This is a genomic window from Epibacterium sp. Ofav1-8 (assembly GCF_022348185.1).
Lineage (GTDB): Bacteria > Pseudomonadota > Alphaproteobacteria > Rhodobacterales > Rhodobacteraceae > Epibacterium.
The window spans coordinates 247,956-264,775 of sequence record NZ_JAKRFD010000003.1 but is presented as its reverse complement, the minus strand read 5'-3'; the positions used below and the strand labels follow the sequence as shown (position 1 = coordinate 264,775).

17 protein-coding genes and 1 tRNA gene are annotated in these 16,820 nt (G+C 61.4%); 4 read left to right on the top strand and 14 right to left on the bottom strand.

Annotation, left to right across the window (positions count from 1 at the left end):
- The first annotated feature begins 162 nt into the window (after positions 1-162).
- Together MHM97_RS06540 and MHM97_RS06535 are read left to right on the top strand one after the other, a co-directional pair.
- Positions 163-879, top strand: a complete 717-nt coding sequence (locus MHM97_RS06540; protein ID WP_239320948.1) for a CbiX/SirB N-terminal domain-containing protein — start codon at positions 163-165, stop codon at positions 877-879.
- 257 nt (positions 880-1,136) lie between these two features.
- Positions 1,137-1,210, top strand: a tRNA-Cys gene (locus MHM97_RS06535).
- A gap of 74 nt (positions 1,211-1,284) precedes the next feature.
- Here the strand turns inward: MHM97_RS06535 and MHM97_RS06530 are convergent.
- Genes MHM97_RS06530 through MHM97_RS06520 form a run of 3 tightly spaced genes read right to left on the bottom strand, consistent with a single transcriptional unit; the run spans position 1,285 to position 3,098 of the window.
- A complete protein-coding gene (locus MHM97_RS06530; RefSeq protein ID WP_239320945.1) occupies positions 1,285-2,310 on the bottom strand; it encodes a tyrosine-type recombinase/integrase in 1,026 nt (341 codons plus the stop codon).
- Positions 2,311-2,323: 13 nt separating this feature from the next.
- Positions 2,324-2,530 carry a hypothetical protein gene (locus tag MHM97_RS06525; RefSeq protein ID WP_239320942.1) on the bottom strand — a complete coding sequence of 69 codons (207 nt, stop codon included), beginning with the start codon at positions 2,528-2,530 and terminating at the stop codon, positions 2,324-2,326.
- A gap of 1 nt (position 2,531) precedes the next feature.
- Positions 2,532-3,098: a hypothetical protein gene (locus MHM97_RS06520; RefSeq protein WP_239320939.1), complete on the bottom strand. Its 567-nt coding sequence runs from the start codon at positions 3,096-3,098 to the stop codon at positions 2,532-2,534.
- Between the two features lie 659 nt (positions 3,099-3,757).
- Here MHM97_RS06520 and MHM97_RS06515 point away from each other — a divergent pair.
- Complete coding sequence (locus tag MHM97_RS06515; protein ID WP_239320936.1) at positions 3,758-4,045, top strand: hypothetical protein; 288 nt, start codon at positions 3,758-3,760, stop codon at positions 4,043-4,045.
- A gap of 43 nt (positions 4,046-4,088) precedes the next feature.
- Positions 4,089-4,361 carry a hypothetical protein gene (locus tag MHM97_RS06510; protein WP_239320934.1) on the top strand — a complete coding sequence of 91 codons (273 nt, stop codon included), beginning with the start codon at positions 4,089-4,091 and terminating at the stop codon, positions 4,359-4,361.
- 135 nt (positions 4,362-4,496) lie between these two features.
- Here MHM97_RS06510 and MHM97_RS06505 read toward each other — a convergent pair whose 3' ends face one another.
- From MHM97_RS06505 to ptsP, 11 genes are all read right to left on the bottom strand, one after another.
- Complete coding sequence (locus MHM97_RS06505; protein ID WP_239320931.1) at positions 4,497-5,561, bottom strand: phage portal protein; 1,065 nt, start codon at positions 5,559-5,561, stop codon at positions 4,497-4,499.
- A gap of 2 nt (positions 5,562-5,563) precedes the next feature.
- Entirely contained in the window at positions 5,564-6,142 is a 579-nt protein-coding gene (locus tag MHM97_RS06500) for an HK97 family phage prohead protease (protein WP_239320929.1), read from the bottom strand.
- Positions 6,142-7,413 (bottom strand): phage major capsid protein, encoded by a 1,272-nt coding sequence (locus MHM97_RS06495; protein WP_239320927.1) that lies wholly within the window; start codon positions 7,411-7,413, stop codon positions 6,142-6,144. Before MHM97_RS06495 ends, MHM97_RS06500 begins: the two co-directional genes overlap by 1 nt.
- Positions 7,414-7,415: 2 nt before the next feature.
- A complete protein-coding gene (locus tag MHM97_RS06490) occupies positions 7,416-7,757 on the bottom strand; it encodes an HNH endonuclease (protein WP_239320924.1) in 342 nt (113 codons plus the stop codon).
- Positions 7,754-8,095: a head-tail adaptor protein gene (locus MHM97_RS06485; RefSeq protein ID WP_239320921.1), complete on the bottom strand. Its 342-nt coding sequence runs from the start codon at positions 8,093-8,095 to the stop codon at positions 7,754-7,756. The genes MHM97_RS06490 and MHM97_RS06485 overlap by 4 nt, the downstream gene beginning before the upstream one ends.
- A complete protein-coding gene (locus tag MHM97_RS06480) occupies positions 8,086-9,567 on the bottom strand; it encodes a terminase TerL endonuclease subunit (protein ID WP_239320918.1) in 1,482 nt (493 codons plus the stop codon). Before MHM97_RS06480 ends, MHM97_RS06485 begins: the two co-directional genes overlap by 10 nt.
- 629 nt (positions 9,568-10,196) lie before the next feature.
- Positions 10,197-10,427 carry a hypothetical protein gene (locus MHM97_RS06475; protein ID WP_239320915.1) on the bottom strand — a complete coding sequence of 77 codons (231 nt, stop codon included), beginning with the start codon at positions 10,425-10,427 and terminating at the stop codon, positions 10,197-10,199.
- Positions 10,424-10,978, bottom strand: a complete 555-nt coding sequence (locus MHM97_RS06470; protein WP_239320912.1) for a hypothetical protein — start codon at positions 10,976-10,978, stop codon at positions 10,424-10,426. Before MHM97_RS06470 ends, MHM97_RS06475 begins: the two co-directional genes overlap by 4 nt.
- A complete protein-coding gene (locus MHM97_RS06465) occupies positions 10,975-11,346 on the bottom strand; it encodes a hypothetical protein (protein WP_239320909.1) in 372 nt (123 codons plus the stop codon). Before MHM97_RS06465 ends, MHM97_RS06470 begins: the two co-directional genes overlap by 4 nt.
- A gap of 650 nt (positions 11,347-11,996) precedes the next feature.
- Positions 11,997-13,709, bottom strand: a complete 1,713-nt coding sequence (locus MHM97_RS06460) for a thiamine pyrophosphate-binding protein (protein WP_239320906.1) — start codon at positions 13,707-13,709, stop codon at positions 11,997-11,999.
- Positions 13,710-14,285: 576 nt separating this feature from the next.
- Positions 14,286-16,523, bottom strand: coding sequence for a phosphoenolpyruvate--protein phosphotransferase (gene ptsP, locus MHM97_RS06455; protein WP_239320903.1), 2,238 nt, complete (start codon positions 16,521-16,523; stop codon positions 14,286-14,288).
- Positions 16,524-16,820: the final 297 nt, after the last annotated feature.

The following is a 16,820-nucleotide window of genomic DNA, read 5'->3' as shown; positions in this document are numbered from 1 at the left end:
TTTTTTGCCGTCAACCACATATCCGGTATTTTTCCCGCCGGACCCGCGTCGCCCCGGATTTTCGCGGTCTCTCTTCGGCGGATCAGACCCGCCCCCTTTTCCACATTGCACAGAGCCCCTAGTGTCAGGAGGTCTCTGCCCCTTCACAGCCCCGAGCCCCTCATGCCGCATCTCCCCCGCGTTGCCATCCTGACCTCTCATGGCCAGCCGTCTGCACCCCCTCCCCCCGAGATCCATCTCGCCGCGGTGGCAGCAGCCGTGAACGACCAGCTGCCCGATTGGGATGTCCGGTCTGCAACCCTTTCGTCCAAGGGGTTTCTGGAGGCCGCCATGTGTGAGGATGCGGTGATCTATCCCTTTTTCATGGCGCGGGGATGGTTCACCGGCAAGGTCTTGCCGCGGCGCCTGACCGGGTGGCGATACCGGATCGCCGCGCCGTTTGGCCTTGATCCGGCGCTGCCGGCGCTCACGGTCACCGCCATCCGGGATGCGGTTGCAGCGCGTGGCTGGGCGCTCGACGATACCGAGATCCTGCTGGCTGCACATGGCTCTGCACGCGGTCCGAAGGCAGCCGAGGCCGCCGAGTCCTTTGCTGCGACACTGCGCGCCGCCCTGCCAGGGCTGAACCTGCGCACCGGCTTTGTCGAGGAGACACCGTTCATCGCGGACGCGGCCCGATCCCTTGGTCCCCGCGCCCTATGCCTGCCCTTCTTTGCCCAATCCGGCGCACATGTGCGCGAAGACATCCCCGAAGCGTTGGCCCAGGCCGGCTTTCAGGGCGCCACCCTGCCCGTTCTCGGCGCACTGCCCGGCGTCCCCGGGCTAATCGCCAAGGCCATCCTCCGGACGCATCACCAAAGCGCGACGGCGCAGGGTTAGCCCTCTTTCAGCACCCCAGATTGTCCCGCCTAGCGTATCGCTTGCCAGCGGCCCAATTGACGGAACGGCCGGAACGGGCAGAGCATTCAATGGTCTCCGTTTCCCCGTCCCGCAGCGCCTCAAACCAGGCTTCGAGAAGTCCCAAGAATTTCGTGAGAGATCGTCGTTTTGCCCCTTGCGAACCCATCAGAACACAAATAGACAGTGTGGCACGCTAAGTGGCAGGACACCACCCGCCACTGTTAAGCGATTGATAAGGCGAGTTGGCGGAGTGGTGACGCAGCGGATTGCAAATCCGTGTACACCGGTTCGATTCCGGTACTCGCCTCCATTTATTTTCAGACACTTGCGCTTCGCCATCGCTTACGCGGCCTGCGCCGTTTACATACCCGTTTACAATTTTGTTCATGCTGCGCCCCCTTCCGATTGCGCCAGCTTGGCCAGAACAGCATCGGTTTCGTCAGGCGATACACGGGCGTAATGCTCGATCACGTTCCCTGCATAGCGAACTGACCAGCCCATGTGATTGGCAATCTCAGCAAGGGATAGACCGGCATTTAGCAGGCGCGTTGCAGCCGTCCCGCGTGCATCATATAGGCGCAGCTCATCGGACAGCTTGGCTTTGTCGCGCCACTGGCGGACACCCTCGGACGCGCGGTGCGGGGTCAGGGCATTGCCGTTGGCATTGGTGAGGATCAGCAACCGGCCTGGCGGAGTCGTGTCGATCACCTCGGCCAGCGCGGGCGTGATCGGGATATGGGCCAGCCGCTTGCGTTTGTTCGTCCTGACGCGAAGGCGACGGCCGCGCGGCGTCTGCTCGACGTGGGCCGGGGTCAGCTTGATCTGGTCAGCCGGGCGCAAGCCGGTTTCGCAGGCGACGCAAAGAATGCGGCGGGCCCATTCCGGCGCGACCGCGTTAAAGGCTTCCCGGTCGGCTTGGGTCCAAACGATTTCTGAGCGGTCCGCCTCATAGAGCCGGTGGAGCTTGTGGCAGTGATGCTCGGACAGCTTGCCCTCATCCACCGCCCAATTGAGAATGCGAACCGCGTGGGTGCCCGCCATATCGTGCTGCTTCGGTGAGTGCTTCCAGAGCGCCCGCCATGCGTTCACCTCGCCCCGTGCGCCGCGTTCCTCGAAGATGACGGCAGGCGCATCCTTGAAATGGTCCGCGAATCGCAGGCCCCATTTCCGAATGTCGGCGCGGGACCGTTCGCCCTTGGGCATGGCGGTGCTGGACAGAAAGTCATCCACCATTTCGGGCGTCGTGTAGTCAGCCGGTTTCGGGCGCGCAGCGGCTTCCGCGAATGCCTGATAGAACGCAGGGTCGTTCGGCTTGCGGTGGTCACCTTCCCAGAATTTGGGACCGCCACGCCATGCATAGAAGTGAAAGCGGCTCTTGCCGTTCGCCAGCTTCCGCCGGACGCGGTGCACACCTTTGGGCAGATCAGCTTGTGGCACGGCCTGCCCTCCACTTTTCGAGCGGGGTCATGTCCGGCTTGGTAGCATCGCCGGCGGTTCCCGCCGTGATCAGGAAACGTTTGCCATCAGTGGTTTCTACGACGATGGACACCTGATCATAGCCCGCAGCTTTCGCGGCTTCGAAAGCGGGCGTGAGATCAGACTTGCGGATCGCGGCAGGGCGGCGCTCCATTTCAGGCCTCCTCGCTCGTCGCAGAGTTCGAAAGGTGAGGGCCTTGAGCCGGATCAACACCTTCGAACACTTTCGCTTTGATGTGCTCAATCGTAATCGCATCAATTGAACTGGAACGCGTAATGCCGCGCTGATCTAGAAGTGGAGAATATTCTCCATCCATTAGGCGAGCCATCAGTTCACGGGAGTAATACGTGAAGGAAAGCGGCTTGCCGTTATCATCGAGCACATCTTGGTTGCAGACTTCTACTGAAGACGTTCCGATGATGTTGATTAGGATCCCGCTAGGTATTTTGTTAAGCGGATCGCAAAAACACTCCAAGAGTTCAGAAAATGTGTGATCTGGGTCACTGGGAAGCGTCCCACTGGAGCGCCAAGCCTCTGGAATGCTCAATTGCATCGCACCAAAGTACCGGACCAGTTCAGGAGCGTGGGCGGGGCGGTTTGTGACCAATAGCGCGCTGAGCGTATTGGACAGGTCACTCTTTGTCATATGCGGAGCGTTGACGCCTCTGGCACCGGTTGAAAACAGGCCATTGTTTATGAGCTCACGAGCGTACATCTGCACAGTCTTCTCCTCGATCCGGGTGAAGGTGGCTACAGTTGATATGAACGGTCCCTTACGCATGCCTAAATGACTAAGCGTTATTAAGGGTAGCCGTCAACCCTAAATGATGATTACGCACTAAGTGCTAAATGAGCGGGTTGCCTGCCTTTCCTGTGCATGCCTGCCAGATGGAACGAACCGCACGGTTCTCAGCATCTTCTTCGCCTCCTTCCATTGCTAGATAGTACCAGGATAAGGACGCAAGCGCGGCGATGCCTTCCAGTGAGGTCGGGGTGCAATCTGCCATACGCTCTTCTAGTGCGATCCACCTATCCTCTAGTTCGACCATTGGAGGCGTGACCAAGCTCTCGTTGCCAGGGAGCTTGGCTAGTTTGTCCCACTCTCGACGAAGAGACATCCACTCATCATGCATCGCGACTAGGGGGTCTGTGGAACGGGCTGCGACTGGCTCAACTAGCGAAAGAGCTAGCGGGCTGGCTGGTAGTGATGCCAGGAGGGCACGGCGAGACACAGCTCCGCCATGCGCGCGAACGCGATTTTTCAACATCAAAGAACCTCTCATAGGTCAACTGCGGTGTGACACTATTTTGGTGCAGACACTATATTAGTGTCAACACTATTTTGGTGGCAATTTGGTGCGGCATTGCTATTCTGCTGTTATGGCAAAGCAAGATGACTGGATTCGAATAACTCTGCGCCTTCCGCGCGATTTGCATGCTCGCATCAATGCGGCAGGCGGCGCTTCTTCCTTGAACGCTACAATTGTAACAGCGCTAGACGAACAGTTTCCGGCCTCCGCTGAGGACAAACTTAAGTCACTCCTTGAAGAGTACGATAGATTGCTTGCATCAGACGACTCGCACAAAGCGGAGTTGCGCCAGTTGTATGACTGGGGGATTGAAGTTCTTGAAAGAGGCTTGAAAGCTGAGAAAAACGGCCGTGAATAAGAAACTGAGCCCCAATTGAAAGAAATAACTATCGAGGCCGAAAATGTTTGAAGTTGGAAAGAGTTACGAGTTTATTACATCTGGTCGTGACGAACAGGGTGTTTTTTTTACTTCCACATACTGGAAAGTTGAGAAAGTGGATGGAGCGCTATTGCAGTTGGTTGCTTACCACTCAGCAACCCCTCTGATCTTCAACGTCGCAAGTATAATGTTCCACTCTGCGAACCTGCTCGATTGGGACGCCTCGGAAGACCCTAGGACTGCTGTTGTAGAGTTTGGTGGTTATGAATACCAAAAACCCGAAGACATGAGTTAACCTAAATGCGCGCCGCGCCCGCTGGAATTGGAGCATTGGGCCGCGCGCTGTCGGGGTTGATACGGCACTCACCGACTGATCCGAGGCGCTTTCGGGTTGAACAAGCTGGATAAAGCTACCCGAGGCGCGCCCTGCCTATTCCTTCCAATCCACCATGCGCATGGCCCCGGACACGTCACCGGGCGGAATGCCCGCCTCTTTCGCCTCGGCCATCGTCTTGATGATCGCGGACAGGGCGCGGGCGCGCCCGCCTGCATCAAAGGCTTGCAGCGGCCGGATAGTGTCGATCTCCACCAGCCCGCCGAGTTTGGCGGATGCCTCATCGGCCAGCAGGGCGGCGATAGGTTGCAGCGTCCAAATTGCGAGCTGGCGTTGCGCTTCCCTAACGACTGGGCCTGTGGCGGCACGGTTCACCAGCGACGGCAGGACGCCATAGGCCATGAGGATACCCTCTCGGGCTGCGGCGAGCGTCTCAGCCGTCATGCTCCTGGACAGGTCTGGCGAGAGCTGATCCGGCTTCTGCCCGATTTGGGGGTTCATGCCCGCCGCCGTCGCCTGCGCTATGCCCTCGATCACCAACGTGGAGCCGCGCCGCCCACGAAATTCATCACGCATTGATGCCATATCCTCGGCCCCGGTGTCCGGCAGTGGCACGATCTGAGAGCCGAGCGGGGCATTCTCGAAGGTTTCGCCCAGGGCCGATTCCACGGCGTGGAGCATGGCCCCGGTGAGGCTGGACCGGCGCAACGGGGCGGTGCCGATCCAGGGCGTCAGGTTGTCCGAGCCGATCCGAAGGTGCAGCACCTCGGCAGCAAGAGCGGTTACCGTGCGCCCACCGCCTGCCTCGGGGATGGACAGGCGATAAGCGCGCGGCTTGCCATCACGGGTTGTGACGTCCCAATCTGTCGCCGGCACAAGCCCCAGTTCGGTAATCAGATAGACAGCCTCGCCGTTCAGCGCGGCCGCACGGGCAATCATCGCCATCGTCTGGCGGGTCAGCAACTCGGTGCCGGACACGTCCGCCATTGCGAACCCGCCTTCCCAAAGGCTGACGCAGCTCTGCACCGTCGCCGTCAGCTCGGCCACGCCGCGCCGGCCGCTGATAAAGCTGTCCCGCGCCGCCATGACCTGGGCGGTATAGCCAGATCCGCTGGACCTGGCCTCGATCGGGCGCAGCTTGTTCATGAGCCATCCAAACATGGTCACCTCCATCGGATTGCGGCGGGGCGGTGCGTCAGGCGTTTGACCACCTCGCCGATGGGTTGCCAGTTTCGGGCCTCGATCTGGGCTTGGGGATAGGCGGGTTTCGTGACGGCGCTGATCTCGATCAAGTCAGCCGCCTTGATGGTCCGCAGGATCGCGTTGCCGCGTTCCTCGACTGCCTCGCCGCCCGGCCGGACGCGGAAACCTGGGGACAGACCTCGCACCAGACCGGCCGCGTGGGCCGAGAGGAAGTCCCGGACATAGCTGACCTGACCCATGTCTGCGCTGATCGTCGCTTCTACCGTCAGCGCGTTATCCGTTTCCGTCAGGGTCAGGGTGCCGGCCGAACGTGAGGCCAACGGCTTGTTGAAGTCATGGCCGGACAGAAAGTGCACGTCCTCGCCGCGCTCGATCCGATCCGCGAAGGCACGCGCTGCGATCATCTCACGACGCTCACGGCCCATGCCCACGCGCTCGGCTAGCACGGTTTCCAGGCCATAGGGAAAGGTTGCCCGAAGGCGGGTTTCCCCGCCCTCGTTGCGCAGCTCAATGCTGCCGGTATGAGCGCCCCAGAGCATTACGCCGCCGCCAGTTGGAGGCCGGTCAGCAGTTCAAGCTGGGCCGGCCGAGCTACGGTCACGTCCATGGTCGCGAGTGCAGTGATCCGCAGCCCGCCGGACTGTGCATCGCTGTAAGGGTCGCGGATCATGTCCACCGCGCCCCATGCACCGATGAAGATCGGGGCAACCCCGCCCGCCGCGGTGGTAAGCAGCGAAGATGTGGCCGCGGGGGATCCTGACGGTGCAGCAAGCGCATTGTTCGTCATGGCGATGTTGGCTGAGGGCAGGTTCTTTACCAAGCGGTCCCACTCGGACACCGCCGTGCCGTCGATCAGCGCGCCGTCCAGAAAGTCCCACAGCTCGGGCCGGATCAGCGCCCGCACCGCGTCCGGTGAACCGGCGGCATTTGCGGTCATGAAGCGGGTGACGGCCGAGCGAAACGCTCCCCAGCTCGCCAGTGCATCCACGCCCGTAGATGTGATGCCATAGGTCGCCGCGCCGGTGATGACGCCGAGCGGCTGACCATTGGCCCCCGTGCCGAGGAAAGCCGCCTGATCCATCGCCGCGCCCATTGCCCCGCTCATGTCCCGGCGCGCCGCCTGCTCCAGCGCCGCGCCGGACTGCTTGAGCGTCTTGCGCGTGATGCGCATCTGAATGCCGAGATTGTGGTCCGGCGACATGGCGCGGTCGGTGGTTGCGTAGGTCGTCGGCCCGGCCACGTTCGCCGTCTCGCCATCGGCCCATCCCGCCGTGACGGCCGAGGTGGTCACGGGCCATTCTACCGCGCCCGCGTCGATGCTGATCATCTGCGCTCCCATGCGCGCCGCCACGCTGTCTGGGAAAAGCCGGTCGATGATGGGGCGTGTCTGGATCGGGTTCGGGGTGCCGGTGGCGACGGTCTCACCGGCCCGAACTTCCAGCGCCTGCCAGGGCACGGGAATACCACGGAAGCCACCCGCGCTGCGCAGCTCCGTCACGATCTCGGCCGTTTGCCCGTCGAGCTGACGCCCTTCATCGAGCGCAAGTGCGACCTGGCGCAGCTCGAAACCACCCATCAGTTCGGCCCATTCCTGGGCGGAGCGGGTTTCCAGCTCGGTGCCCGCATCACGTCGCTCGGTGTCTTCCGCGATCAGGGCGGCGCGATACCTGGTTTCGTTTTGGCGGTATTCCAGGTCCAGCGTTTCCATCGACCGCACTTCGTCCTCGGTCGGGGTTTCCTTGCCTGCCAGTTCGGCCAGTTGCTGGCGGATTTCGCTTTGCCGCCGGGCGATCTTCACAGAATCCAACATGCTCATTCCTCGCGGTTGTTGGTTTGGGTTTTGCCGGGGCGTTCCATCGCCTCGACCGCTTGCCGCCAGTCTTGGCGGTCTTTTCGGGGCGGGGGATGCCCGCACTCGATCCGAGTTTTCCGTGTGTGGCAGCTCGGGCAGAGCGCCTGTAGGTTGTGGGGGGCATAAGACAGTTCGGGGTGCGTCCTGACCGGCTTGATGTGATCCACTTCGAGCCGCCCACCGCAGCCGCAAGACTTGCAGCGGTAGCGGTCACGTTCGAGGATCTCCGCGCGCAGTGCCTTCCAGCGCTTGGTGCGGGTGACCTTCCGGGAATGCCGGTGATGTTCCTTGCGCGCGCTCACAGTGTTTCTTCCGTTTCGGCTGTGATCTCGAGAAATGCGCGGGTGTCCGGAACCTCTTTGATGCCGCTGATTTCGTAGGTAAAACCCTCGTGCACCAAGCGATCTGTGCGGCGGATGCCTTTGCCGAATGCAGTGGCGCGGATGATAAAGCGAGTGACAAGCTTGTTATTCCAAGCACCGGCACTCAGGCGTTCAACGTCGGACACGTCGCGTCGCCTGGCGAAGATCGCCGGGCCGTGATCGTTCCATTCGCTGTTGAAACCACCATAGCCGTCCGGGGTTTTGGTTACCCGCTGGACTTGAATGCGGCGGTTGAGACTACCGGCGCTCAGAACCATGCCATCCTCGCTTTTGCTTTGGGTTGTGCCGCGATCCGCGCGCCCTGGGCGACGGCCAGAACCGTTGCCGCCGCCGCGTCGATCCGCCCGTTCGAACGGGCCTTGGCAATCTTGATGTTGTTCGAAGGGTCGCGCAGGCAGACCGCATCCGCGAAGGCAGAGCGCAACAGCAGTGACGGGCTGGCCTTCACCTGGCCGTCAAAGGCCGCGCGGCGGAAACGTTCTGCATCCTCGCCACCGTCGAAGAAGCCCTGCCCGCGCCAGACCAGCGGAGCACGGATGCCCGCCCGCGTGATCGCTTCGCTCAGTTCGGCCCGTTTGAAGCGATCCATCGTGATCGCGCTGATCGGCTGGCCTTCGACATGGCGCACCACCTCGGCCAGCCATGGCGCAACGGGCACCGTCTTGTCGCCCAGAACCGACAATTCGCCCCGGTCCTGCATCTCTACATATCGCCCGGCCACGCCATCGGCCTGCCCGCGATCCAGCAGGGACGGCTGCGAAGGGAAGGCTCCCCGGCATTCTAGCCGCCCGGTCTCGGGCCAATAGAACGCAGCCGCCGTCATGCTGGCCGATCCGCCCAGGTCGATGCCGATCACGACGCTGCCCTGCCGGGGCGGCAAAGGATCGGTTTCGCAGGCCAACCATTCGTCCAAGGTAATCAGCATGTCACGCGCCTCACCGGACACGCGCTCATTGCGGTTGTAGAGCCGGAAGCTCGTGAGGCTGGATCCACCTCGCGCAATCGCCCGCTTGGCCTGGGCTTCGAGCCATTCCAGCGAAGCGCCGATACCATGAGGCGCGCCGGGGTTGGCGATCAGCAAACTTTCTGGATCGTCCGCAGGGAGACCGGGCGCGGGCCGATGCTCTTGCACATAGGTGCCGGGCAATGGATCGTCGATGTGGCGTGAGTAGGAGTGAGTGTCGTCGCTGGCGCTGGTACTGATCAAGGCCGCGCGCCCGCCGCGCTTCCCCAGGCCAGACAGCAAAGCGTGTTCCAGCTCATCACCGCGATCAAGCGCCCAGTGTCCGCGTTCGTCCAGGATTGCCATGGTAGGAGCACCGCCCAGGGCGGATTTACCGTCAGCCGCAATCACCCGCAGAACATGCCCGCCACCGTCGCCAGTGAATTCGATTTCCAAGCGGGGGGCACGGCGGTAGATCAACTGTTTCTGGATTTCGAGGGGTAGAGAGGCCGCGAAGCCTGCCACAAAGTCCCAGATAATCCGGCCCTGGTCGCGCGTCCGTGCGGCAGCGATGATTTCCCGACGTGGTTGACGGTCCCAGATGCCGATCAGGCCACCAAGCGCCAAGCCCGCCGTGATTGCAGATTTGCCGTTGCCGCGCCCAATGCTGAGAATGGCGTTGACAGTGTCGGCAGCTAGTGCGCCTTCGATGAACTGGCGTTGAAACGGCGCGAGGATGACTGGGGTGCCCGCGTTCGGACCTTCGGGAATGGCCAGGCTATGCATGAATTGCATAGCTCTTTCGGCTGGCGGCGCTGCGGCGAACTTTTCGTCCTGCGCGAAAAGAGAAAACTCATACCCTCGGTTACCTGCATTCTTCAAAGTCTCGGCATTGGGACCATTTCCGAAGAGGTCTTGTTCCCGTTGTTCCGCAAGCGTCGGTGCGGGGGCTGGCGTCGGCAGCTTTGAGCCGTCTGCTTTGCGCCACTGCCTGTCCTTTTTTTTCTTTACCTCAGTCATCGTCTGTCCTCGCGCGTATCTCTCTACCTAACCGTTGTTCTCTTCTTCTAAGCCTTCCAACGTTGGTTATCTTGGTGACGGTCAGAAAGCGGGTTACCGTGGCAGGGGATAAAACCCCGCCTCCCGCCCTGACCGCCGCCATGTTGCCCGCCACTTCGGAAGGCCCCAGCATATGGCCAGACCTGCCTTTCCCTCGGCTCGGTCCGCACTCCCATGTTCACCGCCTTAGAGGGTGGCAGTGGGGCCTTAGGGCATGGAATGACCGCAAGACGCGGAATAGCTGCCCTTGTGCTTTGGCCCGTTTCCCGGTAGCACTGTGATGCGTCAGGCCCGGCTAACCCGTGAAAGCCACCTGCCGCATAGGCCCGCCGTTCGCCCGGCGGGCTTCGTTCTTATCACCTCTCGATCAGCTGAATTTCCGGCTCATGCGCGGCGTCGAAGTCAGCCAGGATGTTGCGCATCCATGCCTCTTGCTTCTTGGAGGGGTGCCAGTTGCGACACTTGCCGCTCCTGGCGATTGAGCAGACAAAGCCCATCAACCGCTCATCGTTGGCTAATCCCATGACCTGACGCACTACACGCGGCCACCGGAATGTCATGATGAGATCCAGTTCTTCTTCGGTCACAGGCTCACTCCTCGATACTTGGCCCCAATGCGCGCCATGTGCGGGGAGTGGGTGAGGGATTTGGTGCTGAGTGGAGAACGCGCATCATATAGGAGCGCGGCCTGATCCATCAGCGCATAGGACAAATCAGCCGGGATGCTGGATGCCGTGTCGCCAAAGCCTGCCTGGTACTCGATCTGAACCCAACTCAAGCTCAGGTTTGCGAAGCTGTTGCCCCACTTCAGGTGAGGGCGGTTGCCTCCGAAGAAAGTATAGTCTGAGAAGGGCTGGCCGTTGATCGTCACGGTCGGTGTAGCGGTATCTTTAGCCGGTCCAATGGGAAGCCGCCAAAGCTCGCCCATGGATGCTTCAAACACCGTCACGCGGACTGTCTTTTCCAGCAGCGCGATTTGGCTTACCTGCTCAATTTCCGCCGCCGCCGCCAGTCCGAGGTTCGTGATCTCGACATCCTCGCTGGTATCGCTGGGATCGGCCCGGATGTGGCCTTTCAACAGGTCGAGTACGAAAGGCAGTTCACTGCCAACCGGGGTTTGGCGCACAAGCATCTTCATGCTGCCACCTCCTTTGCGCTGATGTACTGGAAGAACGCCGCCTGATCGCTGGCGGGCATGGCGTTGAAACACGCGAGGGCATATGCCTTGAGTTCTGAGCGGCTGGCGTATGATGCCCAGAACCGAGCATCCTCCATGCCTCCGAGAAACGGGGGCAAAGGCGTACCGGCCGAACCGATAGACGCCGCCGCCGTCATTTCAGCGTGATCCAATTCAAGGGAATTGAGGGCCGAGAACGCCAACGCCGCGCGCTCGGTCTCAGAAAGCCTCCTCGCTGCAACCAAGCTAAAACCGGACCAGGCATCGGCAGTGCCAAGGGTGAGGCAATAGCCGATCATCCGTGACATGCGCTTGTGCGCAGGTTTCATGAAGCGGCCGAGGCTGGATCCGCCTTTTCGGTTTACAGGCGGCGCGTAACCGTTTGATTTTTGGACACCCTTAAAGGGGGGGTGTTTACAGCTTTGTCTTGCGTTTTCAGAGGTATCCGAAGGATTGCAAATCCGTGTACACCGGTTCGATTCCGGTACTCGCCTCCAATATCTAGCAAATTCCGGCTCTCACCCCTCTGCTCAACATTCGCGTTTTGGCCTCGTGCCGTTCGTCTTGCGTCGTGGTGCACGCAGCCCCTTCCGCATGTTTCTGCGCCAATCAACGGGTGGTGATAAGCCTCTCAGTGGTGGCGACATCGCACACACCACGGCGCGCGAAGAAACCGCGCCCTCAGCACGGCAGTGCGCGCGATGTCACCGAAACCAACGGCAGAACGACAGGGTCCTGTAAGAACCGCTCATGCGGCGGAGGAAGAGTTTCCCTTGGGTTTGTGACCGCGTACGGCACGGCCATGTCGCCTAGACTGCGAGATGGCTGCTGGGCGCAGGGTGGCCTAACTGCTGGCGCGGGACATGTTTCACAAGCTGAAGCGCGATCCGGTCCGCGGCGGACCAGATCGCATGATGGTTCCGGATTTGTTGCCCGCCCCAGCGCTAGGCAGCGCGAGCGTCAGGGGCGCGCTCGACAATCAGGCCTTCTGCGTCGCTTCGCCTTCTGCGCGCACGGCCGAGAGCGACTGGTTGGGCGTCAGAGCCTCCGGATCGACGACAATCTCGATCATGTAGCCTCCCCTGGCAGTCCGGGCACGTTCCAGCGCGGCCGGGAAATCGCTCGTGGACAAGACCCGCTCGCCTGCGATGCCGAAGGAAGCCGCATAGGCCACAAAATCCGGGTTCACCAGCTTGGTCGCCATCACCTTGCCGGGGTGGTGACGCTCCTGGTGCATCCGGATGGTGCCGTACATGCCGTTGTTCACCACAACGAAGATCACATCTGCGCCGTGCTGAACGGCGGTGGCAAGCTCCTGCGATGTCATCATGAAACAGCCGTCACCGGCCATGGCAACCACCGTGCGATCAGGATGCTGAAGCTTGGCCGCCACGGCCGCAGGCACCCCATACCCCATGGAGCCGCTGGTGGGGGCAAGCTGGGTCCGATAGGCGCGATGCTGGTGAAACCGGTGCAGCCAGACCGTGTAGTTCCCCGCCCCGTTGGTATAGATCGTGTCCTGCGGCAGCGTCTCGCTCATGTGGCGCACCACATGGCCCATGTTCACATCACCGGGCACCTCGGTCGGGGTCTGGAAGGCAAGGTAGTCCGCCCGCTGGTCCTGAAGCCAGTCCGCCCAGACATACGGCCCATCGGGGACGGTGATGGCCTCGGCGGCGTCAAAGAACAGCTCCGGGTCGGAGTGGATCGCGAGATCCGGCTGATAGACCTGCCCCAGCTCCTCGGCGCCCGGATGCACATGCACAAATGTCATCTGTGGATGCGGGATGTCGATCAGCTCGTAGCCCTGGGTTGTCATCTCGCCAAGACGCGGCCCGACCGCGATCAGAAGGTCAACATCTTCACGCAAGCGTTTGCGAAGATTGGGAATCGGCGCGATGCCGACAGGACCGACATAATTGTCGTGACCGTTGTCCACATAGTCCTGACTGCGGAACGATGTGGTCACCGGCAGCCCGAGCCGTTCGGCAAATGCCAGCGCCTTTTGCGCACAGCGGTCGCTCCAGCCGGGGCCACCCACCATCAGCATCGGCCGTTCGGCGCGCGCGATCATCGCCTGCAGGGTCTCCACATCGCCTGCGGTCGGCGCCGGGCGTGCCGGCGGGGTCGCCCGCAGGTCCGCGACCGCAACCTCATCGGTGAGCATGTCCTCGGGCAGCGCCAGCACCACCGGTCCGGGGCGCCCCGACAGAGCCGTTTTCCATGCCCGCGCCATATACTCCGGGATACGGGCGGCATCATCGATCTGCGCCACCCATTTCGCCATCTGGCCGAACATGCGGCGATAGTCGATCTCCTGAAAGGCCTCCCGGTCGACCATCTCGCGCCCCACCTGCCCGATCAGCAGGATCATCGGGGTGGAATCCTGAAACGCGGTGTGCACGCCGTTCGACGCGTTGGTCGCCCCCGGCCCCCGCGTCACGGCGCAGATCCCCGGCTTGCCTGTCAGCTTGCCATAGGCGTCGGCCATATTCGACGCACCAGATTCGTGCCGGCAGGTGACGACGTTTATCGCCTCCTGATGGGCGTGAAGCCCGTCGAGCAACTCCAGGTAACTTTCTCCGGGTACACAATAAATCGTGTCTGCCCCTAGAATGCGCAACTGATCCGCAAGAATTCTGCCCCCGCTGCGGCGCGGCGGTGTGGTGGATGGTGCTGATACGCTGGACATCTGTTGGTCTTCCTCTCCTGATCGCCGGGATCATATCCATTGCAAAGGCTGCGCCTAGACCCAGTGAGGGGGAATTCGGCAGATTTACGAGCAAGCTGTCAAATTGACGCCAGCCGGGTGGCCGCGCCGACAAAGCCACCGTCAAAGGCTGTGGAAAACGCCAGTCAAATCTGTGGATAAATTCGGGATTTCCGCTTGAGCTCAAGTGGTTTTGCCCAGGTCATCATGTGGGTATCGCCACCGCTCGCATGTGCTGCCGGCCCCGATGACGCTACTCTATTGCCGATCTCCCCGTGGGCTCCGTTGCGTTGATCAGGCGAACACGCTGCTCAGCCAAATCTAGGCTTTCATCACCGGATAGGCATTTGAGCCAGAAACCGCAGAAATGTTGATTAAAGACAATTATAGAAAAAATTTTTGGAATATTCTGCGAGAAAAATCGGACAAGGACAACGCATTCTAGGGCCGCCGACATCGCAATCCCCGCCATTGCACTCAAACCCAGCCGTGGCCAAGACAGATCGCGCGCCCGCTGAGCGCGATCAACGCTGTCATGCCCCCAGACAATTTGAGCGGTTAAAGTCCTCGTAGATATTGCATCACTGCCGGGCGCACGGTCTGATCGCCCCGATGGCGCGCATCAGAGATGATCTTGCGCAACTCGCCCAGATCCACCCGCATCAGCAGCGATTTGACCGGACCGATGGAGGCCGGGCGCATCGACAGGGTGCGGATGCCCATGGCCGCAAGACAGACCGCCTCGATCGGACGCCCGGCATCTTCGCCGCAGAAACTCAGCGGCGTGCCAGAGATATCGCAGCGCTCCACGATGCGTTCGATAAAGCTCAGGAAGCTCACATTCAGCGTATCGTAGCGTTTGCGCACCCGTTCATTTTCACGATCCGCCGCAAAGAAAAACTGTTTCAGATCGTTGCCGCCGATCGACAGGAAATCCACTTCCTCAAAGAACTTGAGCGGCGCAAAACCAAGCGATGGCGTCTCCAGCATCGCCCCGACCTCCAGACTGGAGGGCAGGATATGACCCAGACGTTTTTCGCGTTCGATGGTTTTGTTCACTTCCTCTCTTGCCAGCCGGTACTCCTCGAACTGGGCGACGAAGGGAAACATAACCGTCAGCGGGCCGCCATTGGCCGCCCGGATCAGCGCCTGCAGCTGCATCCGCATCACGCCGGGTTTATCAAGCCCCACGCGGATCGCCCGCCAGCCAAGCGCCGGATTGGGTTCATCCTGCGGCTTCATGTAGGGCAGCACTTTGTCGGAGCCGATATCGAGTGTGCGAAACACCACACGTTTGCCATGCGCGGCTTCCAGAACCCGCTGGTAGAGCGCCACCAGCTCGGACCGCTTGGGCATCTTGTTGCGGACCAGAAACTGCAACTCGGTCCGAAACAGGCCAACGCCTTCTGCACCGGAGTTGTCCAGCGACGGAAGATCCGCCATCAGACCGGCATTCATCACCAGATTTATTCTTTGACCATCGGACGTTATAGCAGGTTTGTCACGTATCGACGCGTAGCGCTCCTGCGCCTGTGCCTGCATCGCGATCTTGTCGCGAAAGGCGCTGACGACGGGATCGTCGGGGCGCAGATGCACCACGCCCTGATCGCCATCGACCAGCACATGATCACCGTTCAGCCCCTCTGTCGTGATCCGCGCAGCGCGCACCACCAGCGGGATCGCCAGCGCCCGCGCCACAATCGCCGCATGAGAGCCCACGGAGCCTTCCTCAAGGACAATCCCCTTGAGCTTGCGGCCATATTCCAGCAGCTCGGCCGGGCCGATATTGCGGGCTACTAGAATGGGGTTCTCCGGCAACTCCGCGCCAGTGTCCTTGCCCTGCCCGGTCAGAATGCGCAGCAGGCGGTTGGAGAGATCATCCAGATCGCTCAGACGTTCGCGCAAATAGGCATCCTGCACCTGCGCCATACGGCCACGGGCGAGGGATTGCTCTTTTTCCACCGCAGCTTCGGCGCTGAGGCCACGCGCAATGTCTTCTTCCATGCGCCGCATCCAGCCCTTGGAATTGGCAAACATCCGATAGGTTTCCAGAACCTGCGCCTGCTCCTTGTCCGCGCCGGAGACCTGAAGCATCTTGTCAACGCCCACGCGCAGCTCGTCCACGGCCTCTTGCAGGCGCTCCAGTTCGCGGTGCGGATCATCGGCAATCGGGTTGGTGACCACCACGCGGGGTTCATGCAGCCAGATATTGCCCTCGGCCGCCCCCTCCTGGGCGGTGATCCCCTTCAGGATCACGGACTGCTGGTGCAGCGGCGACATCGCCGAGCCCTCGCCCACAAAGGCTCCCAGCTCGGTCATTTCGGCAATGACCATGGCCACCACCTCAAGCGCATAAACCGCGTCGGAGGAGTATTCACGGGTCTCCTTGGACTGCACCACCAGGACGCCCATCATCTCGCCCAGACGCTGGATCGGAATCCCGAGGAAAGAGGAAAACCGCTCTTCCCCCGTCTCGGGCATGTAGCGGAAGCCGCGCGCGCTGGGGGCATCGGGGGTGTTGATGACCTTGCCGGTGCGGGCCACGCGCCCCACCAGCCCCTCGCCCACGCGCATGCGGGTCTGGTGAACGGATTCGCGGTTCAGACCTTCGGTGGCGCAGAGCTCCAGCGTTTCTTCGTCGCGAAACAGATAGATGGAGCACACTTCGGTGCCCATGCTGTCGGCAATCAGCTGAGTGATCTTATCAAGGCGGGCCTGCCCGGCATCATCTCCTGCCATGGCCTCGCGCAGACGACCCAGAAGCTTCCTGCTCTCGGATTCCGTGTTCTCAACCATGTTCGCCCTTTCCCGGGTTTTTCATTTGACGCCACGGATGCCCTGTCACCCACCCGTTCACGATCCGGCGTTCCGAATAACAGATGACGCTCATGCGCATCAACTCTCTTCGCACCGGACGCGAGGTCACAGGCAATGTGTCGGCTGGCCGGGGCGCTGGCAAGAGGTTTTGCAGCAAATACCCTTCTGCGCCGCCGCCCTGCTGGCAGCATGGGGGCGGCCCCGACCAGCTTGCCTGCCGCACGCTCGAAAAAAGCGAATGCGCAAAAACAAACGCGCCGGAGGAAACCTCCGGCG

Bases quoted from the DNA above. Each gene is read 5' to 3' on its own strand.
- MHM97_RS06540 (WP_239320948.1), top strand. From the start codon at position 163: ATGCCGCATCTCCCCCGCGTTGCCATCCTGACCTCTCATGGCCAGCCG.
- MHM97_RS06525 (WP_239320942.1), bottom strand. From the start codon at position 2,530: ATGGAGCGCCGCCCTGCCGCGATCCGCAAGTCTGATCTCACGCCCGCT.
- MHM97_RS06515 (WP_239320936.1), top strand. From the start codon at position 3,758: ATGGCAAAGCAAGATGACTGGATTCGAATAACTCTGCGCCTTCCGCGC.
- MHM97_RS06510 (WP_239320934.1), top strand. From the start codon at position 4,089: ATGTTTGAAGTTGGAAAGAGTTACGAGTTTATTACATCTGGTCGTGAC.
- MHM97_RS06505 (WP_239320931.1), bottom strand. From the start codon at position 5,561: ATGTTTGGATGGCTCATGAACAAGCTGCGCCCGATCGAGGCCAGGTCC.
- MHM97_RS06500 (WP_239320929.1), bottom strand. From the start codon at position 6,142: ATGCTCTGGGGCGCTCATACCGGCAGCATTGAGCTGCGCAACGAGGGC.
- MHM97_RS06495 (WP_239320927.1), bottom strand. From the start codon at position 7,413: ATGTTGGATTCTGTGAAGATCGCCCGGCGGCAAAGCGAAATCCGCCAG.
- MHM97_RS06485 (WP_239320921.1), bottom strand. From the start codon at position 8,095: ATGGTTCTGAGCGCCGGTAGTCTCAACCGCCGCATTCAAGTCCAGCGG.
- MHM97_RS06480 (WP_239320918.1), bottom strand. From the start codon at position 9,567: ATGCATAGCCTGGCCATTCCCGAAGGTCCGAACGCGGGCACCCCAGTC.
- MHM97_RS06470 (WP_239320912.1), bottom strand. From the start codon at position 10,978: ATGAAGATGCTTGTGCGCCAAACCCCGGTTGGCAGTGAACTGCCTTTC.
- MHM97_RS06465 (WP_239320909.1), bottom strand. From the start codon at position 11,346: ATGAAACCTGCGCACAAGCGCATGTCACGGATGATCGGCTATTGCCTC.
- MHM97_RS06460 (WP_239320906.1), bottom strand. From the start codon at position 13,709: ATGTCCAGCGTATCAGCACCATCCACCACACCGCCGCGCCGCAGCGGG.
- ptsP (WP_239320903.1), bottom strand. From the start codon at position 16,523: ATGGTTGAGAACACGGAATCCGAGAGCAGGAAGCTTCTGGGTCGTCTG.